Here is a 23,514-nt window from a genome sequence, read left to right on the forward strand (position 1 = left end):
TGCTAGAATTAATCCGTTAAGTGAATGGAGGAATTTACAGATGGATAAAAAATCAACAGGGCCATATCAACACTATGAACGGCCAACTGAAAAGCGAAGTTCACAGGATAAGCAGCCCAGTGGATCTGCTAGATGGATTGCAGTTATTGTGATTTTAGTTGTTATATTAATTGCATTAATCCCAGTTGTTCATCGTTTGTCATCAGGCCATTCTGAAAAAGCTGAAGAAGTTCAAACAGTTAAGAAGGTTTCTTCTAAAAAGTCATCTAAGGCAATTAAATCATCAAGTAAAGCTAAAAAGACTTCATCTTCAGCTAAGAAGAATTCTGTTGAGACTAGTTCAAGTTCATCTCAAAAGACTGAACCTAAGACTTATTTAGTTAAAGATGGTGATACTTTAACTAATATTGCAGAAAAATATGGCATGACTGTTGATCAATTAGCCAGATTAAATAATCTTGAAGATTCTTCAAACGTCAATGTTGGCCAAACACTTAAATTGAGATAATCTTTCAGAAAGGGTAAAAGAGGTCGAGCAGTAAGATCTCTTTTTTATTAAAATGCAAGTAGCAGTAGATGGACCTGCATCAGCAGGTAAAAGCACGGTTGCTAAAATCATTGCTAAAAAGCTGTCTTACGTTTATATAGACACTGGTGCAATGTATCGTGCATGTACAGTTATTGCTCGTAATCACAAGCTAGATTACGGGGATGAAGCAGGAATTTTGCAAGCTATTGATGAAGATGGAATTGAATTGAAATCTGAACATGGTGAGCAAAAGGTGTATGTAGCAGGAAAAGATGTTTCTAAAGAAATTAGAACACCAGAAATTTCTGCTAATGTGTCACAAGTTTCTGCCTTGCCTAAAGTACGAGAAAAAATGGTTAGTTTACAACGTCAAATGGCAGGTAAAACTAATGTAATCATGGATGGTCGTGATATTGGTACGACCGTTTTACCAGATGCGGAAGTAAAGATCTTCTTAGTGGCTTCTGCTAGATCTCGTGCTGAGCGTCGACTTTTAGATTTTAAAGAGCGCGGCATTGAATCTAATCAGACAGTGGATGAAATCGAACAAGATATTGCAGCAAGGGACTATAAAGACTCACACCGCAAGATTTCACCATTAAAAAAGGCAGATGATGCAATTGAAATTGATACTACAAATATGTCAATTGAGCAGGTTGTAGACGCAATTTTAGCCGAAATCGAAAAAAGTCAAAAAATTTTTTAAAAAAACAGCACAAAATAGTAGAAAAATATCAAACTTTCCTTTAAAATGGGACATGATATTGGGAGGTACATATGTCAGAAAACAGTAATCAATTTTTAGACGCATTAAAGCAAATGCAAGGAGTTGAGGTCGGAGATATTGTCGATGTCGAAGTATTAGACGTTGAAGACGGCCAAATCGATGTTGGCGTTGTAAACGCTGGTGTTGAAGGCGTTATTACTCGTCGTGAATACACTTCAGATCGTAACGCAGACTTACATGATTTAGTTAAGCCTGGCGACAAGTTCAAGGCCTTGGTATTAAGAAGAGCCGGTGGCGATAAGGAAAATGGTGAATTCTTCTTCTCAGTTACCCGCTTGAAGGAAAGAGAAGCTTACGACAAGTTACAAAAGGACTTCGAAGAAGGAAATGCTATCGAAGGTACTGTAACTTCATCAGTTCGTGGTGGTTTACTTGTAGATGTTGGTACACGTGGTTTCTTGCCAGCTTCATTAATTTCAAACCGTTACGTTTCAGATCTTAAGCCATACATTGGTAAGACTATGAAGCTTAAGATTACTGAAATTGATCCTAACAAGAACCGTTTGATTCTTTCACACAAGGATTTAGTTGAAGAAGAACGTGAAGAAGCATTTGATAAGGTTGCATCACAATTAGTTGTTGGTGACGTTATCGAAGGTAAGGTTTCACGCTTAACTAACTTCGGTGCATTTATCGATGTCGGTGGTGTTGACGGTTTAGTTCACATTTCAGAAATTTCTTACAAGCATGTTGATAAGCCAAGTGATGTTTTGAAGGCTGGTCAAGATGTTAAGGTTAAGGTCATTGGTATTGACAATGACAGACATCGTATTTCCCTGTCTATTAAGCAAACTGAACCTTCACCATTTGAACAAGCTACAGCTGACTTAAACGAAGGCGATATTTTTGAAGGCGAAGTTAAGTCATTAACTAACTTTGGTGCATTTGTTGAAGTTACTGACGGTATTCAAGGTTTAGTACACGTTTCAGAAATTTCAAACAAGCACGTTGACAAGCCAAGCGATGTTTTGAAGGTTGGTCAAACTGTTAAGGTTAAGGTTTTGAACATTGACCCAAGTGACAGAAGAATTTCACTTTCAATCAAGGCTGCTGACTCAAACGCTTCTTCATCAGATAACCACAGTTCTCGTCCACATCGTTCACGTAACGAAAACTCAGTTAACAAGAAGTACATGGGTGACAACGATAACGGCTTTGCATTAGGTGACATCATTGGTGACCAATTAAAGGACCGTAAGTAGTCATTTCTGTTAAAAAAGCCGACTCTGTGTCGGCTTTTTTATTTTTATATTTTTAAAGGAGGGGCATATGGCTTTACCAGTTGTTGCAATCGTTGGACAACCAAATGTAGGTAAATCTACACTTTTTAATAGAATAATCAATCAACGCTTAGCAATCGTAGAAGATAAACCCGGTGTTACTCGTGATCGTAATTATGCTCAAGCTGAATGGATGGGCCATAAATTTGATTTGATCGATACAGGTGGTATTACCTGGGAAGGCGGAAAAATCGAAGAAGAGATCCGTGCACAGGCTGAGATTGCAATTGAAGAAGCAGATGTCATCGTGATGTTAACTAATGTAGTAAATCATGTGACTGATCTTGATGAAAGAATTGCACATCTTCTTTATCGCACTAAAAAACCGGTAATTTTAGCGGTTAATAAGGCAGATAATCCTGAGCAAAGAAATGATATTTATGATTTTTATAGTTTAGGATTAGGTGATCCAATTCCTGTCTCTAGTAGTCATGGTACGGGAATCGGTGATTTGCTAGATGAAATAGTTAATGATTTTCCAGCAGAAAAAGATAGCGAAGCTGATGACGTCATTTCATTTAGCGTAATTGGACGACCAAATGTAGGTAAATCTTCAATTGTTAATAAATTATTGGGTGAAGATCGAGTAATTGTTGCAAATGAAGAAGGTACTACTCGTGATGCAGTTGATACGCCATTTACTAAAGACGGAATTAAATTTAAAGTTGTAGATACTGCTGGTATTAGAAGACGTGGAAAAGTCTACGAAAAAACCGAGAAGTACTCTGTCTTGCGAGCTATGGCTGCTATTGAACGCTCAGACGTGGTTTTACTTGTTCTTGATGCAAGTACAGGCATTAGAGAACAAGACAAGCACGTGGCCGGATATGCCCATGAAGCAGGGCGCGGAATTATCATTGTTGTAAACAAGTGGGATTTACCAAAGAAAAATAGTACTAGTGCTAAAGAATTTGAACGCGAGATTAGAGCTGAATTTCAATATTTGGATTATGCTCCAATTTTGTTTGTTTCAGCTAAAACTGGTCAACGTCTTGATCAAATTCCATCAATGGTTAAAGAAGTTTATGACAATCAAAATCAACGTATTCAATCAAGCGTGTTGAATGATTTATTGCTTGAAGCAAGTAAGTTAGTTCCAACACCAATGGTTAAGGGAAAGAGATTGCGCGTTTACTATATGACACAGGTAAGTACCAATCCACCAACTTTTGTTGTTTTTGTCAATGATCCAGAATTAATGCACTTTTCTTACGAACGATTTTTGATTAATCAATTGCGACAAAACTTTGATTTTGCTGGAACTCCGATCAAAATTCTTCCACGTAAGAGAAAATAATGAAAAAAACACCAATATTTTGTAAAAATCCTTGTTGTAACAGGGGTTTTGTGATATTTTGGTTTCTAGGAAACAATGATTAGTCTAGATCTAGATCATTATTCCTTGTTTTTTCAAAACAAAGAAAAAACTTTGAACTTCGGGTTCAAATTCAGGAGGTGAAATATTTATGGCAAATAAAGCTGAATTAGTTTCTGAAGTTGCTTCAAAGACTAAGTTAACCAAGAAGGAAGTTGCTGCTGCTGTTGATGCTATCTTTGGCTCAATTCAAGACAACCTTGCTAAGGGTGAAAAGGTACAATTAATCGGTTTTGGTACTTTTGAAGTACGTCACCGTGCAGCACGTAAGGGTCGTAACCCACAAACTGGTGATGAAATCGAAATCCCAGCTAGTGAAGTACCTGCATTTAAGCCAGGTAAGGCTCTTAAAGAAGCTGTTAAGTAAGATACTTAACCTTAGTTTAAAAAGACGTTGGACTTTGTTCCAGCGTCTTTTTTTAGTACAATTAAAGTCTGACTGGAGGCAAAATAATGAGTTATTCAGAACAATTACTTGATTCAATTCAAAACCATGATTTTTCACAAAGCAAACATCTTTTAAAAGAAGCATTAGATAAAGATGACCCTGAAATTTTATCTTCTTTAGCGGAAAATCTGACCGATTTAGGATTTACAGATTTAGCTAAAGAAGTTTATCGCGCTTTAATTGCAAAATTTCCTCAGGAAGACTTATTTAAAGTCTATTTGGCAGAAATTATGCTTAATGATGGAGATGAAGATGATGGTCTCTCGCTTCTGTATGGCGTTTCTAAAGAGTCTTCAGCCTATCTGGATAGTTTACTTGTACAAGCAGATTACTACCAAACAAGCGGCTTAATTGAGACAGCTAAAGATAAATTGCTTCAAGCTCTTAAACTTGCTCCAGAAGAGGATGCAATTAAATTCGGATTAGCTGAACTTGACTATTTAAGTGGAAACTATGAACAAGCCTTATCTTTATACCAAGATTTAATTCAGCGCCAGAAAACTTTTGGTGAAGTTAACCTAAATCAAAGATTAATTGCTACTAACGCAAAATTAGGCAATTACGAAGCAGCCGCAAAAATTATTAGAGAGCACAGCAGTAGCCTGCTAGATATTGATAGCAAGTATGAAGCTGGGCTAGTAATGCTAGCTGTTGGTGATGATGATCAGGCTATTAAGCTATTAGACGAAGTAATAGATCAAAGTCCTGATTATGTCAATGCTTATCCTTTACTTGCTCAAGCTTATGAACATAAGCATGATAACGAGCAAGTATTGCGCAGCGTACAAGCAGGATTAGCCTATAATGAATTAGATGAAACTCTTTATTCAATGGGGGCGCGTGCAGCCGCAAATTTGAATCAGTTGGACACTGCGGCAGATTTGCTCGAGAAGGGGCTTAAACAGGCGCCTGACAATAGTGAATTACGGATTCAACTATCTAACCTATATTTGCATCGACACCAGAATAAGCAAAATATTGCCTTATTCAAAGACTTTGATAATGAGAACATTGATGCTCAAGCTCACTGGAATATGGCTTTGTCATATGAACGTCTAGATGATACAGAAAAAGCACAAAGTGAATTTTTATTGGCTTATCCAGATTTTAAAGAGAATCCAGATTTCTTGCATCAAATGATTATGTTCTTTAGTGTTCAAAACAATCCTGATATTACTAAACAGTTATTGCAAAAATATCTTGAATTAGTACCCGAAGATATGGAAATGCAAGATTTGTACAATAATTTGTAAAAAATAAACGTCTGAGAAAATTGCTTTTCTCGGACGCTTTTTATTTACGGATTAATAAGTGATGCCGTTTTTGCTTATATGTAAATCCTTCACCTAACGCTTCGTGAACTTCAATAATTGACACAAATGCATTAGGATCTTCCTGCCTAATTAGTTGTTTAATAGTCGCTATTTCTCTAGGAGACACGACTACGTAGATTACTCGTTTATCATCTTGTTTATAACCACCTAGAGCTTTAAAGTAAGTAAAACCACGATCAAGTTTTAAATCAATCATTTTACCAATTTGTTCATACTTATTAGAAATAATTAATAAACCACGTGCACTATAAGCACCTTGTTGTACAGTATCCATTACGCGTGATAAGACAAAAGAAGCAAGCAAAGTATACATCATATGCTTGAGATCTAGATAGGACAGGGATGCAAATAAAACTACAGCATCACAGAATAGCAGCATTTTGCCAGATGAAATGCCAAATTTGATTTGACAAATTCGAGCAATAATATCAGTCCCGCCAGAGGTACCGTTATATCTGAAAACCAGCCCTAAACCTATACCTGAGAGTACACCTGCTGAAATTGCAGAAAGGAAGAGGTCGTGTTCTAAATCTAATTGTTTTATAATAGGTACTGAACGCCAAAACCAAAGAAAAAAGGAAAGGCAGAGCGTTCCCCAGATTGTATAGGTTAATAAGCGTTTGCCCATAAAACGATAACCTAATATGATTAATGGAATATTAAGTACTAGGGTGGAAAGTCCCATATTAATATTCCAAAAATGGCGTAAGATAAGTGAAATACCACTTATTCCACCGTCGGCTAATTCATTGGGAACTGAAATGATTTCCAAGCTTAGTCCATAGATGGCACATCCTAATGCAATCATAAAGATATCAATTGCGGTAGATTTATTGATTTTAAGCATAATGATTACCTCCTTTATATCTTTCCCTTCATTTTAACAAACTAAAAGTGAAAAGTTATAAATAAAGAAATTAAGAATTGAGATTTTGCTAATGATTAAAGTAGATAAATTACCAGAAGTATTTATTAAAGCAATGCCGGTTTTACAGATTTTAGAAGATGCCGGCTTTGAAGCATATTTTGTCGGTGGTTCAGTGAGAGACCTTTTACTTGATAGACATGTTCATGATGTAGATATTACTACTAGTGCCTATCCTGAAGAAGTTAAAGAGCTTTTTGAAAAGTCGATTGATACAGGAATTAAGCATGGTACGGTAACCGTTTTGTATGGCGGTGAAAGCTATGAAATTACCACTTTTAGAACTGAATCTGGTTATCAAGATTTTAGAAGACCAGATCATGTTACATTTGTACAAAACCTTGATGAAGATTTAAAGCGCAGAGATTTTACAATTAACGCACTAGCAATGGATCTTCATGGGCAAATTGTTGACCTGTTTAATGGTATAGAAGATTTAAAAAATCATATTATTCGTGCGGTTGGTGATCCTGAAAAGAGATTTCATGAAGATGCATTAAGAATGATGCGGGCAGTTCGTTTTACCAGTCAATTAAAATTCAATTTGGAAGAAAAGACTGGACAAGCAATTAAGGATAATCATGAACTTTTAAAGAAAATTTCGGTAGAACGAATTCGGGATGAATTTGTAAAGATGGGATTGGGTCCTCATTCAAGACAAGCTTTTCAGATTTTCCTTGATACGCAATTAAGTGAAGATGTTCCTGACTTTGCAGGAAAAAAAGAATTACTGCAAATTTATCCACGTTTGCAGTTTAGTCCAACTCTTGAAACAAGTTTGTGGTCATTGATTATTATTCTACTTAAGCTTCCTAATGAAGAAATCAGTCGATTTATGCGAGATTGGAAAAATTCTAATGCTATGACTGAACAGGTAGGACGTATTATTAAATTCTTTGACCTTATTTCTGATTATACTCCGAATGATTATGAATTATTCCAAGCAGGTGAAAGGACAATAATTAATACTATCGATGTGGCTCATATTTTGGGACAGCCTGTTGCTTCGGAAGCGTTGGTTGATCGTTATATGGCTTTGCCGATTAAAAAGCCAGCTGAGCTTGCAATAGATGGACGCTTTTTAATTAAGCATGGGATGCGTCCTGGTGCTCAATTAGGACATACTCTTAATCAAATTAGAGAATTAGTAGTTTCAAGCAGATTAGAGAATAGTCCAGATGCAATAGAAAAGTATTTAGAAAATTTAGATTAACTAAAAAAGATGTATCAGAATTGATACATCCTTTTTAAACGTAAAGTAAAACGGAAAAATACATTAAAATTGAACCTAACATGACGAATAAATGCCAAACCGTATGGATAAATGGCACATTACGCATACTGAATAAAATCGCTCCGACCGTATAAGCAATACCACCACTGACTAATAGCCAAAAGCCTGTTGGGCTAAGACGCACATACAAGTATGAACCGGATAAAATTACTAACCAGCCCATAGCAACGTAAAGTACGGTGTCGAGAATTACATGCTTTCCCCGGTTGAAAATATAATAGATGATCCCAAAGATCGTTAATCCCCAGATCAAGCCAAATAATGTCCAACCCCATGCACCGCCAATTGCAACTAAAGAGTATGGGGTATATGAACCTGCAATCAAGAGAAAAATTGAAGAATGGTCGAAAATCTGGAAGACATTTTTAGCTCGCGTAAAAACTAAACTATGATATAAAGTTGAAAACAAATATAACAAGACTAGGCATGAACCATAAATAGTAAAAGTTACTATGCGCATGGGACTGCCAGTATGTGCAGCTTTAACAATTAAAACTACTAAGCCTGCAACAGCTAGACCAAAGCCGATGCCATGTGTAATAGCACTAAAAATGTTATCAAGTAAATAGTATCTTTCCGATCTTAATTTTGGCTCCTGCCAAAGTTTTTTCATTTTTGTGATGCAACAATCCAACAATCCAATCATTCCTTTTTTCTTCTGGAAAATTTTTGATATACTAACTATATGTTACTTGCTCATATTTTATCATAAAAATTAAAGTGAGCATCTTAGAATAGGGGTCGAATACATTGTCAAAAATTAAAATTATGACAGATTCCTCAGTTCAATTAACTGAAGAAGAAATAAAAAAATATGATATTACTGTTGTACCTTTGTCAGTAACTATTGATGGTAAGACATATGTTGACGGTGTAGATATTACTAGACGCGACTTTATTGAAAGAATGGATGAAGGCAGTGATGTGCCTAAGACCAGTCAGCCTCCAATTGGTCGCTTTGTAGAAACAATTAAAAAGTTGACTGCTGATGGCAGTGAAGTGTTAGGAATCTTTTTGGCTAAGTCTCTTAGTGGAACAATCGATGCCGCTAAGCAAGCAGCTCAAATGGTTCCTGATGCTAAGGTCGTATGCCATGATTCTGGTTATACAGATCGAAGCGAAGGCTATGAAGTCCTTGCTGCAGCTAAAGATGCTCAAGCAGGCAAGTCTATTGATGAAATCTTGGATCATCTGAAGAAAATGGAAGACAATATGTATTTGGAAATGATGATTCCTGATTTAACCAATATTGTAAAAGGCGGCCGACTTGGAAAATTGGCTAGTCGTGTAGTCAGCATGTTAAATATTAGAATCTTCTTGCAAATGAAGAATGGGAAAGTCTTAGTACCTAAAAAGGGACGGGGCAAGAAATTCACCGAAAAGTTTAATGATATGTTGGTTGACCAATTGAAGGAATTGGGTGATCAGGTTAAGCAAGTAGGTATTTCATATGTTGATACACTAGATGATATGGAAAAATTAGCTGCTCGTTTTAAGGAAGTAAATCCTAATTTAGATATTTTGATTCGAGAAACTAGTCCAATTATTATTACTCATGCAGGTCATGGTGCCTACGCAGTTATGTTTTATACGGAGTAAAAATGGCTTATCGAGAAAGTTTTTATCGTTATTTGATGACGCAGCGTGATGCGGATTCTTCAGATGAAATAGCACAATTTGCGAATAACGCACAGCATGATCTGACTTTTCCTAAGCAGGAACAAGATTATGAAAAATTGTCAGATTATTTAGAACTTAATGCTAGTTATTTACCAAGTATGTCTATTTTTGATCGTGCATATAGAATGTACGAAGACAAAATGATGTATTAAGCCCAAGCCTCTGTTGCCTGGGCTTTTTCATTGGATGAGAAATAAAATGGAAGTAATGATTTTTATTGGAGTGCTCGTCTTTGCTGTTGCCATGGCAACGATGATCCAGCAACGATTTTTACAAAAAATATCAGTTAATTATATTGCCCTAGTTATTGGGATGGCAATTGCGTTAGTGCCGCAGACCAATCTTTTAATTGAAAATTTTAATTCAGAAGTCTTTTTGGGCTTGATTGTCGCACCGCTCTTATTTTTTGAGGGCCAAAGAACTCGGCTATATAGTATTTTACGTAGCTGGCGTGCAATCGTTGGCTTAACGGTAGTAATGATCGTGTTAGCAACAGTTGTAGCAGGATTGGGAGTTTATGCTATAGGACTTTCTCTGCCACTATCATTTATTTTGGCAGCTGTTTCTACACCAACAGATGCAACGGCAACTGAATCAGTCATTCACGGGCTAAAGCTGCCTAAAAAAATTAGTTTTTATCTTAAAGATGAATCTTTATTTAATGATGCGTCCGGTATTATACTGCTCAATATGGCAGTAGATTGGTATATTCATAAGCAGCTTCATGTTGGTGAAGCGATTATTGACTTCCTTTATTCTGCTGGTGGTGGAATTGTGCTAGGAATTTTAATCGCGGCTATTCTAGTCTTTTTGAGGCAAAAGAGCTTCAGATCAAAATACCATTTGGTATCTGATGTAAAGATGCCCATGGAAGTTTTATTCTTTTTGACACCTTTTATTATTTATTTTGTAGCTGAAGAAATTCATGTTTCAGGGATCATAGCTGTGGTAGCTGCGGGTTTACTTCACAACGTAGAATCTGAGCGTAGTCGTTTAACGAATGCATCGATTTTTTACAGTAATCACCAATTTTCACAATTAATAATTGATATTTTAAATGGTGCTGTCTTTTTGCTTTTAGGAATTATTATTATTCGATCAATGCGCGATGATGTTTTCAATCAACAGACGATTGAGGCAATTTTAATTGGTATAATTTTATATGTTGCGAATTTGGCAGTGCGCTTTTTCTATTGTCGATTTTCACCATCAATTAAAGGAAAAGTCAGTTCAAAGGACGCATTAATCTTTAGTTTAGGTGGAATTCATGGTGCAGTGACTTTTGCCTTGGCTTATACTTTAAGTGAAATGAGCGTTAATATTGCTGATTTTCATTTGATTTTAGTTAGTGAAATTGTATTGATTTTATTAAGTTTAATAGTTCCTACAGTTGTGTTTAGATTTATTTTGGAAAAAGACAAGCCTGATTTAGATCAAAGGAAAGAAGTAAATCGTGTACGCAAGGCGATGGTTCATTATGCACTAAAGCAGATGAATCAGGTTTATTTGCCTAAAAAGATTCGCAAGCAGCTAGAGTTCGATTTGCGAACACAAATGAATCAAACTTCTATTAAGGATTTTATTAGAGAAGTTAAATATACTGTTAAACAAAAAGAATTAACAGATGATCAAAAAGAATTTAGAGCGGAAGTTTATCGCTATGCTTTTAGACAAGAACGTAATTATTTAGGAAAAATTGCACAGCAAGAACAAGAGTATCGGCATGGCTTTTTGGTATTATATCGAGAAATTTTGATTGCGGAAGTAATTTTCTTAGGTGATGAAGAAGAATAATATTAAAGAAAGAAGAGATAATATGGCAACAATTCAATGGTATCCAGGTCACATGAATAAGGCTCGAAATCAGCTCGAAGACAAATTAGGCTTGATCGATGTTTTAGTTGAAGTTCTTGATGCTAGAATTCCCGAATCATCAAGAAATCCAATGATAGAAGAATTAGTAGGCAATAAGCCTCATATTATTATTTTGAATAAAGCAGATTTAGCTGATCCTGCTTTAACTAAAAAGTGGGCCACTAAATTAAGTGGACCAGGTAAATATGTCTTGGCTATTGATTCACTGCATAATACCAATATGCAAAAGTTAATCTCAATGGTTAAAAAAGCTGCTGCAGAAAAGACTAAAAAACTGGAAGCTAGAGGTGCCTCAAATCCTACGATTAGAATAGCTCTTGCAGGTATTCCTAACTGCGGCAAATCGACCATCATTAATCGCTTAGTAGGACGCAATGTGGCTGAAGTAGGTAATAAGCCAGGCGTTACGAAAGGCCAAAGATGGCTAAAGACCAGTAGTAATATTCAAGTTTTGGATACACCGGGTATCTTATGGCCTAAGTTTTCAGACCAAGAAGTTGGTTATAAGTTGGCTGCCTTTGGTGCAATTAAGGATAGCGTATTTCATGCTGATGATGTGGCTTTATATGTACTTGAGAATTTACGCCAGCACTATTTGAAAGATTTGACTAAGTTTTCTAAGTTAAATAGTGCAGATATTGAGAATTTGTCAGATCCGGATATTCTTTTAGCAATGACTGAAAAATATGGTATGCGTGATGATTATGATAGATTTTCACTATTTATGTTGCAGCGATTACGTAAGGGCGCAATTGGAAGAATTACGTTAGATAGGCCAAGCAATGACGATTAAAGAAGTAAAAGAATTATTATCATCAAATGATGTAACTGAGGCTCAATTAGCGGAATTAGAAAAAGATCCTCGGGTGGGCGTACAGAAATTAATAGTTAGTTATCGAAAAAAGCAAGCTAAGTTATTAGCAAAGAAAGAAGCTTTTTTAGAACGCTTTTCATATGAAAAACAATTTTGGCAAAAAGGAGAATTAGTCGCTGGCGTTGATGAAGTTGGTCGTGGACCTTTGGCTGGGCCAGTAGTCACAGCTGCTGTGATTATTGATCATAATTTTGATTTATTAGAAGTGAATGATTCTAAAAAATTAAGCCCTGAAAAAAGACTGCAACTTTATCCTAAGATTTTGTCAGAAGCTGTCAGCGTCGGAATTGGCGTCAAAAGTGCCGCTGTAATTGATCAGATTAATATCTATGAAGCAGACCGTCAGGCGATGGCTCAAGCAGTAAAAGCTCTTGATGTAAAACCTGATGCACTCTTGGTTGATGCTATGAATGTACCAATAGATATACCCCAAATTGAGTTGATCAAGGGGGATGCTAAATCCAATTCTATTGCAGCTGCGTCTATTGTTGCTAAGGTATTTCGGGATAAATTGATGGATGATTATGATAAAATTTATCCACAATATGGTTTTCCTAGAAATGCGGGTTATGGCACTAAGGAACATGTTGAAGCGTTAAAGAAATATGGTCCAACTCCGATTCACCGTAAGACTTTTGCTCCTGTAAGTGATTTTTTTAAATAAAATTCGATTTTAAAAGAAAAAAGCCTCTTTTTTTGCGTAATAAATAGTGGAGGCTTTTTATGAAAAAGAAAGAATTTTTATTAAGACTAAAATTGCAAAAGGGTGTCGGCTACGTAAAATTATTAACGATTGCCAATCAAATGAAGCCGGGATTAGAAATTGAAATTGATGATTTAAACGAGATGGATTTATCAGAAAAATTGATAAATGCATGTCAATTGGCTTTTAATGATGATAAATTAGCCAAACTGACTAGCCAAATTGAGCGGCAATGTATTGTAATTAGTTTCTTTGATGAAGAGTATCCTGAAAAACTCCGGCAGATTTATCGTCCGCCTTTAATTTTATTTGCACAGGGAAATTTGTCTTTATTAAAGAAGGATATCGTAACGATTGTTGGTTCGCGTTATCCGACACGCTACAGTAGGGATGTAATTAATCGATTAGTTCCAAATTTGCTTGATCAAAATAAAGTAATTGCTAGCGGTTTAGCTAGGGGAGTAGATGCCTTGGCACATGAAGCCACTTTAAAAAATGAAGGTCGTACTATTGCCGTAGTTGGCAATGGCTTGAACCATTCTTATCCTACAGAAAATTATTCCTTGCAAGAGCAAATAAAAAATAATGGTTTAATTATTAGTGAATACCTGCCAGATACGCCGCCGAGGCCCTATAGATTTCCCGAGCGTAACAGGATTCTTGCTGGTCTGAGTGAAAGTATCATTGTTACAGAGGCCAAAGAAAAGTCTGGTTCACTAATTACTGCGAGCTTAGGATTACAAGAAAATAGAGATATTTATGCAGTCCCTGGTCCAATTACTAGTAAGTTGTCGGCAGGTCCTAATCAGTTGATTGAAGCGGGCGCTACACCAATTGTTGATTTTAAATTTAAAAACGAAAAGATTTGACAATTAACAAAGTATTATTTATCTTTGGACTGTATAAAGTAAAAAATAATATTTAAATAAGGAGGCATTTAATGCCTACTAAAGCAAAAAGTAAATCAAAAACTAAAAAACGTAAAAAAACTTTAGTTATTGTGGAATCTCCTGCAAAGGCTAAAACTATTGAAAAATATTTGGGTAGAAATTATCACGTTATTGCCTCAAAAGGCCATATTCGTGATTTACCTAAGTCTCAAATGGGGATTGACTTTGAAGATAACTATAAGCCAAAGTATATTTCCATTCGTGGCAAAGGTGACACAATTAAAGAACTTAAAAGCGAAGCTAAAAAAGCTAAAGAAGTCTACTTGGCATCCGACCCCGATCGTGAAGGGGAAGCTATTGCTTGGCACGTTGCGCATGCTCTTAATTTAGATGAGAATGCCAAAAACCGAGTAACTTTTAACGAAGTTACCAAAGATGCGGTTAAAGAAAGTTTTAAGCATCCACGAACAATCGATATGGATACTGTTGATGCTCAACAAGCTCGTCGTGTTCTTGACCGAATCGTAGGTTACTCACTTTCCCCAATTTTATGGGCTAAAGTGAAAAAAGGTTTGAGTGCTGGTCGTGTTCAATCTGTTGCTTTGAAGCTAGTTATTGATCGTGAAAAAGAGATTAAGAACTTCAAGCCTAAGGAATACTGGACAATTGATGCCGAGTTTGCAAAAGACAAAGAAAAGTTTAAGTCTGCTTTTTATGGTGTTGATGGCAAGAAGACAGAATTGCCAAATATTGATGCAGTTAAAGAAGTTTTAGCAAAGATTGATAAGAAGAAAGACTTTATTGTTGAAAAAGTTGTTTCTCGTCAACGTCGCAGACAGCCTGCTGCACCATTTACTACTTCAACTATGCAACAAGAAGCTAATAAACGCTTAGGCTATAGAACTCGTAGAACTATGAGCATTGCACAGCAATTATATGAAGGAATTAGTCTAGGCAAGCAGGGCACTGTTGGTTTAATCACCTATATGAGAACTGACTCTAAACGAACTTCTCCAGTTGCTCAACAAGAAGCTTCAAAGTTCTTGCATGAAAATTATGGAGCAGAATTTGCTGCTAAGAGTCAAAGACATTTTAAGAATCAGGAAGATGCTCAAGATGCCCACGAAGCAATTCGTCCAACTAGCGTATATAGAACTCCTGAATCATTAAAGGATGTTTTAACTAAAGAGCAATACCGTTTGTATAAACTAATCTGGTCACGTTTCTTAGCTAGTGAAATGACTCCTGCTGTTTATGACACTGTTAGAGCAGATATTGTGCAAAATGGCGTAATTTTTAGAACTACTGGTTCAAAAATGAAATTTGCTGGTTTTACTAAAGTTTATGATAATCAGCAAGAAAAGAATGTTGAATTGCCAGACTTGCAAGAAGGCGATCAAGTTAAAATGACCAAGTCAGATAACAAGCAGCACTTTACTTTACCCCCTGCTCGTTATACTGAAGCTAGCTTGGTTCACGCTCTAGAAGAAAATGGTGTTGGACGTCCATCAACTTATGCACCTACAATTGATACTATTCAACGTCGCTATTACGTCAAGTTAGATGGTCGTTCAATTGTTCCAACTGAATTAGGTGAAATTGTTGATACATTAGTTGAAGAATTTTTCCCAGACATTGCTAATGTAGACTATACTGCTCATCTTGAGAATGAATTAGATGAAGTCGAAGATGGTAAAAAGCAATGGGTAAGTGTAGTTGACGAATATTACCAACCATTTAAGAAGGAATTGAACAAAGCAGATAGCGAAATTCAAAAGGTACAAATTAAAGACGAACCAGCTGGATTTAACTGCGATATCTGTGGTGCACCGATGGTAATTAAGATGGGACGTTATGGCAAGTTCTATGCATGTTCACGTTTCCCAGATTGTCGTAATACTAAACCAATTGTGAAGAAGATTGGTGTGGTTTGTCCTAAGTGTGGTAAAGGTGAAGTGGTAGAAAAGAAATCACGTAGAAATCGCAAATTCTATGGCTGTTCACGTTATCCAGAATGTGATTTTGTATCATGGGACAAACCAATTGGCAGGAACTGCCCTAACGATGGTCATTTCTTAGTAGAAAAGCATTCGAAGAAAGGACCAGTTATCTTGTGTCCAAATGGTGATTACCGTGAGGAACCACAAGAAAATGAAGATAAATAAGATTAAGAATAAGGTGATTTAATGCCCAAAAATGTAACTGTAATCGGAGCAGGTCTTGCTGGAAGTGAAGCAACCTGGCAATTAGCTAAGCGTGGAATTCACGTTGACCTGTACGAAATGCGTCCTCAAAAAGAGACGCCTGCACATGAAACCGGCGAATTTGCGGAATTAGTCTGCACAAACTCCATGCGTTCTAATCAGTTGTCTAATGCAGTAGGACTTTTAAAAGAAGAAATGCGTCATCTTGATTCATTGATTATGAAAGCCGCTGATAAGACCCAAGTTCCTGCTGGTGGAGCATTAGCAGTGGATCGTGACAGTTTTAGTAAATACGTAACTGATACTTTGCGTGGCTTAGATAATGTCACAGTTCATGAGGAAGAAATTACTGAAATTCCGGCAGAAGGCATCACTATTATTGCCACTGGTCCTTTAACCAGTGACGCATTGGCTGAGCAAATTCAGAAGTTTTCTGGTACAGATAGTCTGCACTTCTTTGATGCCGCAGCTCCAATTGTAGCTGCGGATTCAATTGATATGAATATTGTTTATAAAAAATCACGCTACGATCGCGGAGAAGCTGCTTACTTAAATTGTCCAATGAACAAGGAACAATATGAAAACTTCACTCGTGAATTAATTAAAGCAGAAACTGCTCAATTACATGGTTTTGAAAAGAATGATGTTTTTGAAGGTTGTATGCCAATTGAAGTTATGGCCGCTCGAGGTGCTAAGACGATGTTGTTCGGACCGCTTAAACCAGTAGGTCTGGAAGATCCTCATACCGGTGAAACACCATATGCAGTAGTCCAACTTCGTCAAGATAATGCTGCTGCTTCAATGTATAACATCGTTGGTTTCCAAACTCACTTGAAGTATGGTGAACAAAAGAGGGTCTTTTCTATGATTCCTGGACTTGAAAATGCTCGTTTTGTTCGTTACGGCAAGATGCACAGAAATACTTATATGGCTTCTCCAGACGTGTTGACTGCTAGTTACGAAGCTAAGAAGCGTCCTGGATTGTTCTTTGCAGGACAGATGACAGGTGTTGAAGGCTACGTTGAAAGTGCAGGAAGTGGCTTAGTAGCCGGAATTAACGCTGCACGTGAAGCTTTAGGTGAGGAGCCAATTGCCTTTCCTAAAGACACTGCATTAGGGTCAATGGCAAATTATGTTACTACTACTAGTGCCAAGCATTTTCAACCAATGAATGCTAGTTTTGCGCTTTTACCTGCCTGGGAAGGTAAGAAGATCCGTAAAAAGCGTGAACGTCACGAAAAAATTAGTGAACGTGGTATCGAAAGCATAGATAAATTTAAAGCGGAAGTTTTAGATTAATGTCAGAAAAACAAGATGAATTAACTCATTTTATTTCTTATTTGCAAAATGAGCGACATTATAGCGATTTAACTATTTCTTCTTATCAAACCGACTTGTTAGAAGCTAAAAAATTTTGGCAAAATAATGGTGGCTTTGATGGCTGGAAGAATGTGCAAGAACGTGATATTCAGATTTATTTACAAAATTTAGCTGATCGTAAATTAGCACGTAGCAGTCAAGCGCGACAAATGTCGAGTTTACATTCATTTTTCCGCTTTTTGACGCGAAGAAAATTTATCCAGATTGATCCCACACAGGGAATTGCCCTAAGACGTGGGGAGAAAAAATTACCAGAATTTTTTTACGAGAACGAGCTGAAGCAGGTATTTGACTCACTGAAAGGTAATCAGCCTTTGACAGTGCGTAATTTGGCATTATTTGAACTGTTTTACGCTACGGGGATGCGTGTAAGTGAAGTTAGCAATTTAACCTTGCATCAAATAGATCTTAATTTACAAACGATTTTGGTCCATGGTAAAGGAAATAAAGATCGTTACGTTGCTTTTGATGATCATACAAAAAAATCGCTAGTTAAGTATCTTGAAGATGCACGACCTAATTTATTAAAAGATGATGCTGAACAGCATGTTTTTTTAAGTAATTTAGGCAAGCCTTTGAGCAAACGCGGAATTGAATATGTGATGCAAAAAACTTTTAATCAGGCTGGAATAAGTGGAAAAGTTCACCCTCATGAGTTGCGTCATACTTTTGCAACCGCTATGCTTAATAATGGGGCGGATTTACGCAGCGTCCAAGAACTATTAGGACACAGTAGTTTATCTGCTACCCAGATTTATACGCATGTTACAATGGCGCATTTAAAATCAGATTATGAAAAATACTTCCCTCGTAATAAAGAAAGTTGAGGTTTAATATGACAACAATTTGTTCAGTAAGATTTAATGGAAAAACTGCAATTGCAGGTGATGGACAAGTTACTTTAGGTGAAAAGGTAATCGCTAAGGCAACTGCACGTAAGATTCGTCGTATTTACCATGATCGTGTAATTATTGGTTTTGCCGGTGGTGTTGCTGACGCTGTTAGCTTGCAAGATATGCTTGAAGGCAAGCTTGAAGCATATAGTGGTGATCTTCGTCGTGCAGCCGTAGAAATGGCTCAAGCATGGCGTAAGGATCCAACTTTGCAAAAATTAAACGCAATGTTAATCGCATTTAATGATAAAGATTTGTTACTAATTTCAGGTAATGGTGAAGTTCTTGAACCAGATGAAAACGTTGTGGCAATTGGTTCAGGAGGTAACTTTGCACAAGCAGCAGCTATTGCAATGACACGTCATGCAAATGATATGCAAGCTGATGAAATCGCTCATGAAGCTGTAAAAATTGCCTCAGGAATCGATGTCTTTACTGATGATCATATTGTTACCGATGAAATTTAAGGAGTAAAGTATGGCTATTAAAACACCAAAAGAAATAGTTAAGATCTTAAACGAATATATTATCGGTCAAGATGAAGCTAAAAAGTCAGTTGCAATTGCTCTTTATAACCGTTATCGTAGAATGCAATTGTCTAAGCAAATGCAACATGAAATTACACCTAAAAACTTGCTAATGGCAGGTCCTACAGGTGTTGGTAAAACTGAAATTGCTCGTCGTTTAGCTTCAATTGTAGAAGCACCATTTGTTAAGGTAGAAGCTACTAAATTTACTGAAGTAGGTTACGTTGGTCGTGATGTTGAATCAATGGTCCGTGATTTAGTAGGCGAAGCCGTACGTATGGAAGAAAAGGATCAATTTGCGCGTGTAAAGCCTCAAGCTACTAAAGAAGCTAACAAGCAATTGGTTCGTTTGCTTGCTCCTGGTGTTAAGCGTGAAAAGCGTGGAAACCAAATGCAACAAATGCAAGACATGATGTCTATGCTAATGGGCGGTGCAAATCCAAATAATCAAAATGGCGATCAAGAAGAAGTAACTGATGAAGTTAGAAATCAGCGGATGGATGTTGCTGAAAAGCTAAATAAAGGTTTGCTTGAAGATCGTGAAGTAACCATTGAAGTTGAACAAGCTCCTAAAGCTAATCCAATGAGTGACATGATGGGACAAATGGGAATGGACATGGGTTCCATGCTTAATGACATTATGCCAAAGAAGAAGGTTAAGCGTACTTTATCTGTTCGTGACGCACGTGAAGTCTTGATTCAAGAAGAATCACGTAAGATGGTAGATTATGATACTATTTATCAACGCGCTATTGAGAGAAGCCAAAATAATGGTATTATCTTTATCGATGAAATTGACAAAATTATTGCTGGTAACAAGCGTAATTCTGGTGAAGTTTCTCGTGAAGGTGTACAAAGAGATATTTTGCCAATCGTTGAAGGTTCAACCGTAAATACTAAGTATGGTCCTGTTTCAACTGATCATATTTTATTTATTGCTGCTGGTGCCTTTGCAGAAAGCAAGCCAAGTGATTTGATTCCGGAATTGCAAGGTCGTTTTCCAATTAGAGTAGAACTTAATGCATTGACTAAGGAAGACTTTGTCAAGATTTTAAAGGATCCACAAAATTCATTGCTTAAGCAATATATTGCTTTAATGAAGGCTGATGGTATTAAGTTAATCTTTACTCAAGAAGCAGTTGATAAGATTGCTCAAATTGCCTTTGATGTTAACCAGGGGACAGACAATATTGGTGCCAGACGTCTTTCTACTATTCTTGAAAAATTACTTGAAGATGTTCTCTATGAAGGTCCTGATATGGAAATGGGCGAAATTACCATTACTGAAGCATACGTTGAAGAAAAATTACATGACATTATCATGAACAAGGACTTAACTAAGTTCATTTTATAATTTATAAATTAAGTAACAGCTGATTATCCAGCTGTTTTTTGTTAAAAGCATCTGTTTTGTTTAATGATTAATGTTAAAATATAAGTAATCAAAGCGATTACATTATATTTTTGATATTATTAAATAAGCTAAGTAAGGACAAATTAAGTTATGGATTATACTATTGAAAATAATATGATTAAAGTTGTAATCTCAGATCAAGGTGCTGAGATTCAAAGTGTTAAAAGTGTTCATACTGGTGAAGAATTTATGTGGCAAGCTGATCCTAAAGTTTGGGGAAGACATGCACCGGTTCTTTTCCCAATTGTAGGTAGACTGAAGAATGACGAATATACTTATAAGGGTAAGACTTACCATTTAGGACAACATGGTTTTGCAAGAGATTCTAAGTTTGAGGTTGAAAATCATACTCAAGAAAGTATCACATTCTTGTTAAAAGATAACGAAGAAACCCATAAGGTTTATCCTTTCAAATTTGAATTTAGAGTAAATTATAATTTGATGAATAATTTACTTGAAGAAAACTTTAGCGTTTTAAATAAATCTGATGACACTATGATCTTTGGTGTTGGCGGACATCCAGGATTTGACTTGCCAATAAAAGATGATGAAAAGAAGGAAGATTACTTCTTCGATATGCATCCATCTGTAGCTCGTGTGAAAATTCCTTTAAAGAACGCATTCCTTGATTGGAATAACCGCTCATTAGCTTCAACTGATAGTTTTATTTCCTTGAGTGATGAATTATTTAAGAATGATGCTTTAATTTATGAATTACATGGACACGATAATAAAGTATCACTTAGAACTGACAAGAGTAAATTCCATATTAATGTTTGGACCAGAAATGCACCATTTGTTGGTATTTGGTCACAATATCCTAAGACAGCGGATTATGTATGTATTGAGCCATGGTGGGGAATTGCTGACAGAGATGATGCAGATGGTCAATTAGAACATAAATATGGCATGAATCATTTGGAACCTAATAAAGAATTTCAAGCCGGTTTTAGTATGACGTTCCACTCAGATGCAGATCCTGAAGAATAAAAATAATTTGAATATTTGACTTTAAAAGCTTTCCGATTGGAAGGCTTTTTTGTTTTTTGAGAAAAAATAAAAATAAATTTAATGGCTTTCATTGTTTAAATAAAGCAATTTCAAGATTTTCTATACGAAATTGAACTATTGACATTTTAAATGAAAGTAATATGATTTGTTTATCAAATAATTTGAATATCAAACTATTTGATAAGCAAAATAAAGAGGTGAACTAAATGATCTTGAATGCCGTAGAAATAGAACGGCTAACTGGACGTAGTGAGCCGCTTAGTTTAGTAGATTGTGTTCTTGAAAAAAATTCGAATGAATTAACTGCATTGACGAATGTAACGATGAATGAAGAATTTTTTCAAGGGCACTTTCCGGGTAATCCGGTGATGCCAGGAGTATTGATCGTTGAAGCGTTAGCGCAGGGATGTGAAGTATTGCTTGATAATGATCGATCTGCTTTGAAACTGAGTCAAATTAAAAAAGCTCGTTTTAGAGAAATGGTTAAGCCAGGAGATCAGTTAACAATTAAAGTTAAACGTAAGCTTAAAGACGAATTTATTTTTAAAACTGAAGCATATATCCAAGATAAGCTTGTTTGTAGTGCAGAACTTTCTTTCTCTTAAATAATTTAAATGATTTTGTTTTATAATTTAAGTTGAATATAAACGATAAAGGAACTAGATTATGAAACACTTATATCAAGAGATAAATGATGCGCTTTACAACACTTATTACGGTATTAATCGCATTGAAGAAGAAGAACTTAAAAAGAGTCAGTTCAAAGATTTAACTGTTAAAGAGTTACATGCAATCGATGCGATTACGATGTATGATCATCTAACCGTTTCGCAAGTGGCCGATAAGTTGCACTTGTCACGTGCTACAGTTACTTCGACAGTCGATCGGCTTGTCCGTAAGGGATATGCAGAAAGAATTCGTGATGAAAAAGATCGCAGAGTAGTTCGATTAGCTTTAACCAAAAAAGGACGAGTATTATGCCGTGCTTATCATGCTTATCACAACATGATGGTTAAAAGCTTTTTGCAGAATTTAAATGATGATGAATTACAAACGATCTATCACGCTTTTAAAAATTTGGAGAAATTCGTCAATTCACACTAGATGGGATTGAAAAACGTGAAAGATGTTGAGTTTATAGCTACTAGTTTTGCAGTGCCTGAACGAGTTGTTACAAATGATCAATTGGCTTCATTCATGGATACTTCTGATGAATGGATTAGTAAGCGGACTGGAATCAGACGAAGACATATAAGTACAGAGAAAAATACTTCTTCGTTAGCATTTCGTGCGGTAGAGAAGTTACAAGAAAAAAGTAACTTTTCTCCGGACGAAATTGACTTAATTATTGTGGCGACAATGTCACCTGATAATATGACTCCGAGTACCGCGGCGATGGTCCAAGCAATGTTGGGAGCAAAGAATGCCGTTGCCTTTGATTTGTCTGCAGCTTGTTCAGGCTTTTCTTATGCTATTTCTGTAGCTCGTAGTATTTTGCTTAGCAATCACTGGCACAAAGCGATTGTAATCGGTGCGGAAGTTTTATCTAAGTTGATTGATTGGCATGATCGTTCGACAGCCGTTTTGTTTGGCGATGGTGCTGGAGCTGCATTACTAAGTGTAAGCAATGAGCAGCATTTATTAGGCCAGGATTTAAAAACTTTTGGAAATATGGGTAATAAGTTAACTGCTGGTCATACTAAGCCGAAAAAGGATTTGCTTGAAAATGATCGAAAAATGTCTGCTTTTGAGATGGACGGTCGAGAAGTATATCGTTTCGCAACGCATCAAGTTCCTAAATCTATTTTACTGGCCGCTCAACAAGCTAATGTTAATTTGGATGAAATAGATCATTTTTTATTGCATCAGGCTAATGAACGAATAATTAAGCAAGTCGCTAAAAAATTGGATCAACCACTAAGCAAGTTCCCAATGAATATTGCTGAATACGGCAATACTGCTGCAGCCAGTGAGGCAATTCTCTTAGCAGAATGTGTAGCTAATAAAGTAATTAAGAAAGGCGATTTAGTCGCCATGAGTGGTTTTGGCGGAGGATTAACCGTAGCCACACTAATATTTAAATTTTAGAAA

The 23,514-nt window shown here is 36.2% G+C and carries 24 protein-coding genes; 22 read left to right on the forward strand and 2 right to left on the reverse strand.

Features of this window, described 5'->3' with window-relative positions:
• Window positions 1-40: 40 nt before the first annotated feature.
• The 6 genes from CP368_RS01040 (at window position 41) to CP368_RS01065 (ending at window position 5,672) form a co-directional block, all read left to right on the forward strand.
• Entirely contained in the window at window positions 41-508 is a 468-nt protein-coding gene (locus tag CP368_RS01040) for an SAG1386/EF1546 family surface-associated protein (protein ID WP_098045655.1), read from the forward strand.
• A gap of 52 nt (window positions 509-560) precedes the next feature.
• Complete coding sequence (gene cmk / locus CP368_RS01045) at window positions 561-1,235, forward strand: (d)CMP kinase (protein ID WP_098036274.1); 675 nt, start codon at window positions 561-563, stop codon at window positions 1,233-1,235.
• A gap of 71 nt (window positions 1,236-1,306) precedes the next feature.
• Complete coding sequence (rpsA, locus tag CP368_RS01050; protein ID WP_098036275.1) at window positions 1,307-2,518, forward strand: 30S ribosomal protein S1; 1,212 nt, start codon at window positions 1,307-1,309, stop codon at window positions 2,516-2,518.
• A gap of 67 nt (window positions 2,519-2,585) precedes the next feature.
• Window positions 2,586-3,893 (forward strand): ribosome biogenesis GTPase Der, encoded by a 1,308-nt coding sequence (der, locus tag CP368_RS01055; RefSeq protein ID WP_087176181.1) that lies wholly within the window; start codon window positions 2,586-2,588, stop codon window positions 3,891-3,893.
• Between the two features lie 169 nt (window positions 3,894-4,062).
• Window positions 4,063-4,338 (forward strand): HU family DNA-binding protein, encoded by a 276-nt coding sequence (locus CP368_RS01060; protein WP_003547110.1) that lies wholly within the window; start codon window positions 4,063-4,065, stop codon window positions 4,336-4,338.
• Between the two features lie 86 nt (window positions 4,339-4,424).
• Window positions 4,425-5,672, forward strand: coding sequence for a tetratricopeptide repeat protein (locus CP368_RS01065; protein ID WP_098045656.1), 1,248 nt, complete (start codon window positions 4,425-4,427; stop codon window positions 5,670-5,672).
• Window positions 5,673-5,712: 40 nt separating this feature from the next.
• On the opposite strand, the gene CP368_RS01070 is transcribed toward CP368_RS01065, so the two are convergent.
• A complete protein-coding gene (locus CP368_RS01070) occupies window positions 5,713-6,600 on the reverse strand; it encodes a YitT family protein (protein WP_087176180.1) in 888 nt (295 codons plus the stop codon).
• A gap of 91 nt (window positions 6,601-6,691) precedes the next feature.
• Between CP368_RS01070 and CP368_RS01075 the strand changes: the two genes are divergently transcribed.
• Entirely contained in the window at window positions 6,692-7,891 is a 1,200-nt protein-coding gene (locus CP368_RS01075) for a CCA tRNA nucleotidyltransferase (protein WP_025005749.1), read from the forward strand.
• A 34-nt stretch (window positions 7,892-7,925) separates the two neighbouring features.
• Here the strand turns inward: CP368_RS01075 and CP368_RS01080 are convergent, their stop codons facing one another.
• Window positions 7,926-8,618 carry a hemolysin III family protein gene (locus CP368_RS01080; RefSeq protein ID WP_025005750.1) on the reverse strand — a complete coding sequence of 231 codons (693 nt, stop codon included), beginning with the start codon at window positions 8,616-8,618 and terminating at the stop codon, window positions 7,926-7,928.
• A gap of 104 nt (window positions 8,619-8,722) precedes the next feature.
• Between CP368_RS01080 and CP368_RS01085 the strand changes: the two genes are divergently transcribed.
• The 15 genes from CP368_RS01085 (at window position 8,723) to CP368_RS01155 (ending at window position 23,511) form a co-directional block, all read left to right on the forward strand.
• The gene (locus CP368_RS01085) at window positions 8,723-9,571 is read left to right on the forward strand and encodes a DegV family protein (protein ID WP_087235574.1); all 849 of its coding nucleotides are present in this window, start codon (window positions 8,723-8,725) and stop codon (window positions 9,569-9,571) included.
• A 2-nt stretch (window positions 9,572-9,573) separates the two neighbouring features.
• Window positions 9,574-9,804 carry a YozE family protein gene (locus CP368_RS01090; RefSeq protein WP_025005752.1) on the forward strand — a complete coding sequence of 77 codons (231 nt, stop codon included), beginning with the start codon at window positions 9,574-9,576 and terminating at the stop codon, window positions 9,802-9,804.
• A 46-nt stretch (window positions 9,805-9,850) separates the two neighbouring features.
• Entirely contained in the window at window positions 9,851-11,446 is a 1,596-nt protein-coding gene (locus tag CP368_RS01095) for a sodium:proton antiporter (protein ID WP_098043676.1), read from the forward strand.
• Between the two features lie 22 nt (window positions 11,447-11,468).
• Window positions 11,469-12,320: a ribosome biogenesis GTPase YlqF gene (ylqF, locus tag CP368_RS01100; RefSeq protein WP_056945444.1), complete on the forward strand. Its 852-nt coding sequence runs from the start codon at window positions 11,469-11,471 to the stop codon at window positions 12,318-12,320.
• Complete coding sequence (locus CP368_RS01105; protein WP_025005755.1) at window positions 12,310-13,065, forward strand: ribonuclease HII; 756 nt, start codon at window positions 12,310-12,312, stop codon at window positions 13,063-13,065. Before ylqF ends, CP368_RS01105 begins: the two co-directional genes overlap by 11 nt.
• A 59-nt stretch (window positions 13,066-13,124) precedes the next feature.
• Window positions 13,125-13,973 carry a DNA-processing protein DprA gene (gene dprA / locus CP368_RS01110; protein WP_087176178.1) on the forward strand — a complete coding sequence of 283 codons (849 nt, stop codon included), beginning with the start codon at window positions 13,125-13,127 and terminating at the stop codon, window positions 13,971-13,973.
• 71 nt (window positions 13,974-14,044) lie between these two features.
• Window positions 14,045-16,159 (forward strand): type I DNA topoisomerase, encoded by a 2,115-nt coding sequence (topA, locus tag CP368_RS01115; protein WP_025005757.1) that lies wholly within the window; start codon window positions 14,045-14,047, stop codon window positions 16,157-16,159.
• A 21-nt stretch (window positions 16,160-16,180) separates the two neighbouring features.
• A complete protein-coding gene (gene trmFO, locus CP368_RS01120; RefSeq protein WP_025005758.1) occupies window positions 16,181-17,497 on the forward strand; it encodes a methylenetetrahydrofolate--tRNA-(uracil(54)-C(5))-methyltransferase (FADH(2)-oxidizing) TrmFO in 1,317 nt (438 codons plus the stop codon).
• Window positions 17,497-18,405 carry a site-specific tyrosine recombinase/integron integrase gene (gene xerA / locus CP368_RS01125; RefSeq protein ID WP_025005759.1) on the forward strand — a complete coding sequence of 303 codons (909 nt, stop codon included), beginning with the start codon at window positions 17,497-17,499 and terminating at the stop codon, window positions 18,403-18,405. The genes trmFO and xerA overlap by 1 nt, the downstream gene beginning before the upstream one ends.
• 8 nt (window positions 18,406-18,413) lie before the next feature.
• Window positions 18,414-18,938, forward strand: a complete 525-nt coding sequence (gene hslV, locus CP368_RS01130) for an HslVU peptidase proteolytic subunit (protein WP_014918884.1) — start codon at window positions 18,414-18,416, stop codon at window positions 18,936-18,938.
• Between the two features lie 10 nt (window positions 18,939-18,948).
• Window positions 18,949-20,352, forward strand: coding sequence for an ATP-dependent protease ATPase subunit HslU (gene hslU, locus CP368_RS01135; protein ID WP_098043678.1), 1,404 nt, complete (start codon window positions 18,949-18,951; stop codon window positions 20,350-20,352).
• 150 nt (window positions 20,353-20,502) lie between these two features.
• Window positions 20,503-21,402, forward strand: coding sequence for an aldose 1-epimerase family protein (locus CP368_RS01140; protein WP_098043679.1), 900 nt, complete (start codon window positions 20,503-20,505; stop codon window positions 21,400-21,402).
• 227 nt (window positions 21,403-21,629) lie between these two features.
• The gene (fabZ, locus tag CP368_RS01145; protein WP_098045657.1) at window positions 21,630-22,028 is read left to right on the forward strand and encodes a 3-hydroxyacyl-ACP dehydratase FabZ; all 399 of its coding nucleotides are present in this window, start codon (window positions 21,630-21,632) and stop codon (window positions 22,026-22,028) included.
• Window positions 22,029-22,089: 61 nt separating this feature from the next.
• Window positions 22,090-22,527, forward strand: a complete 438-nt coding sequence (locus CP368_RS01150) for a MarR family winged helix-turn-helix transcriptional regulator (RefSeq protein WP_087176172.1) — start codon at window positions 22,090-22,092, stop codon at window positions 22,525-22,527.
• A gap of 15 nt (window positions 22,528-22,542) precedes the next feature.
• Window positions 22,543-23,511, forward strand: coding sequence for a beta-ketoacyl-ACP synthase III (locus CP368_RS01155; protein ID WP_369822576.1), 969 nt, complete (start codon window positions 22,543-22,545; stop codon window positions 23,509-23,511).
• The last annotated feature ends 3 nt before the right edge of the window (window positions 23,512-23,514 follow it).

This window comes from Lactobacillus sp. UMNPBX17 (assembly GCF_002553735.1).
Classification (GTDB): Bacteria; Bacillota; Bacilli; order Lactobacillales; family Lactobacillaceae; genus Lactobacillus; species Lactobacillus gallinarum.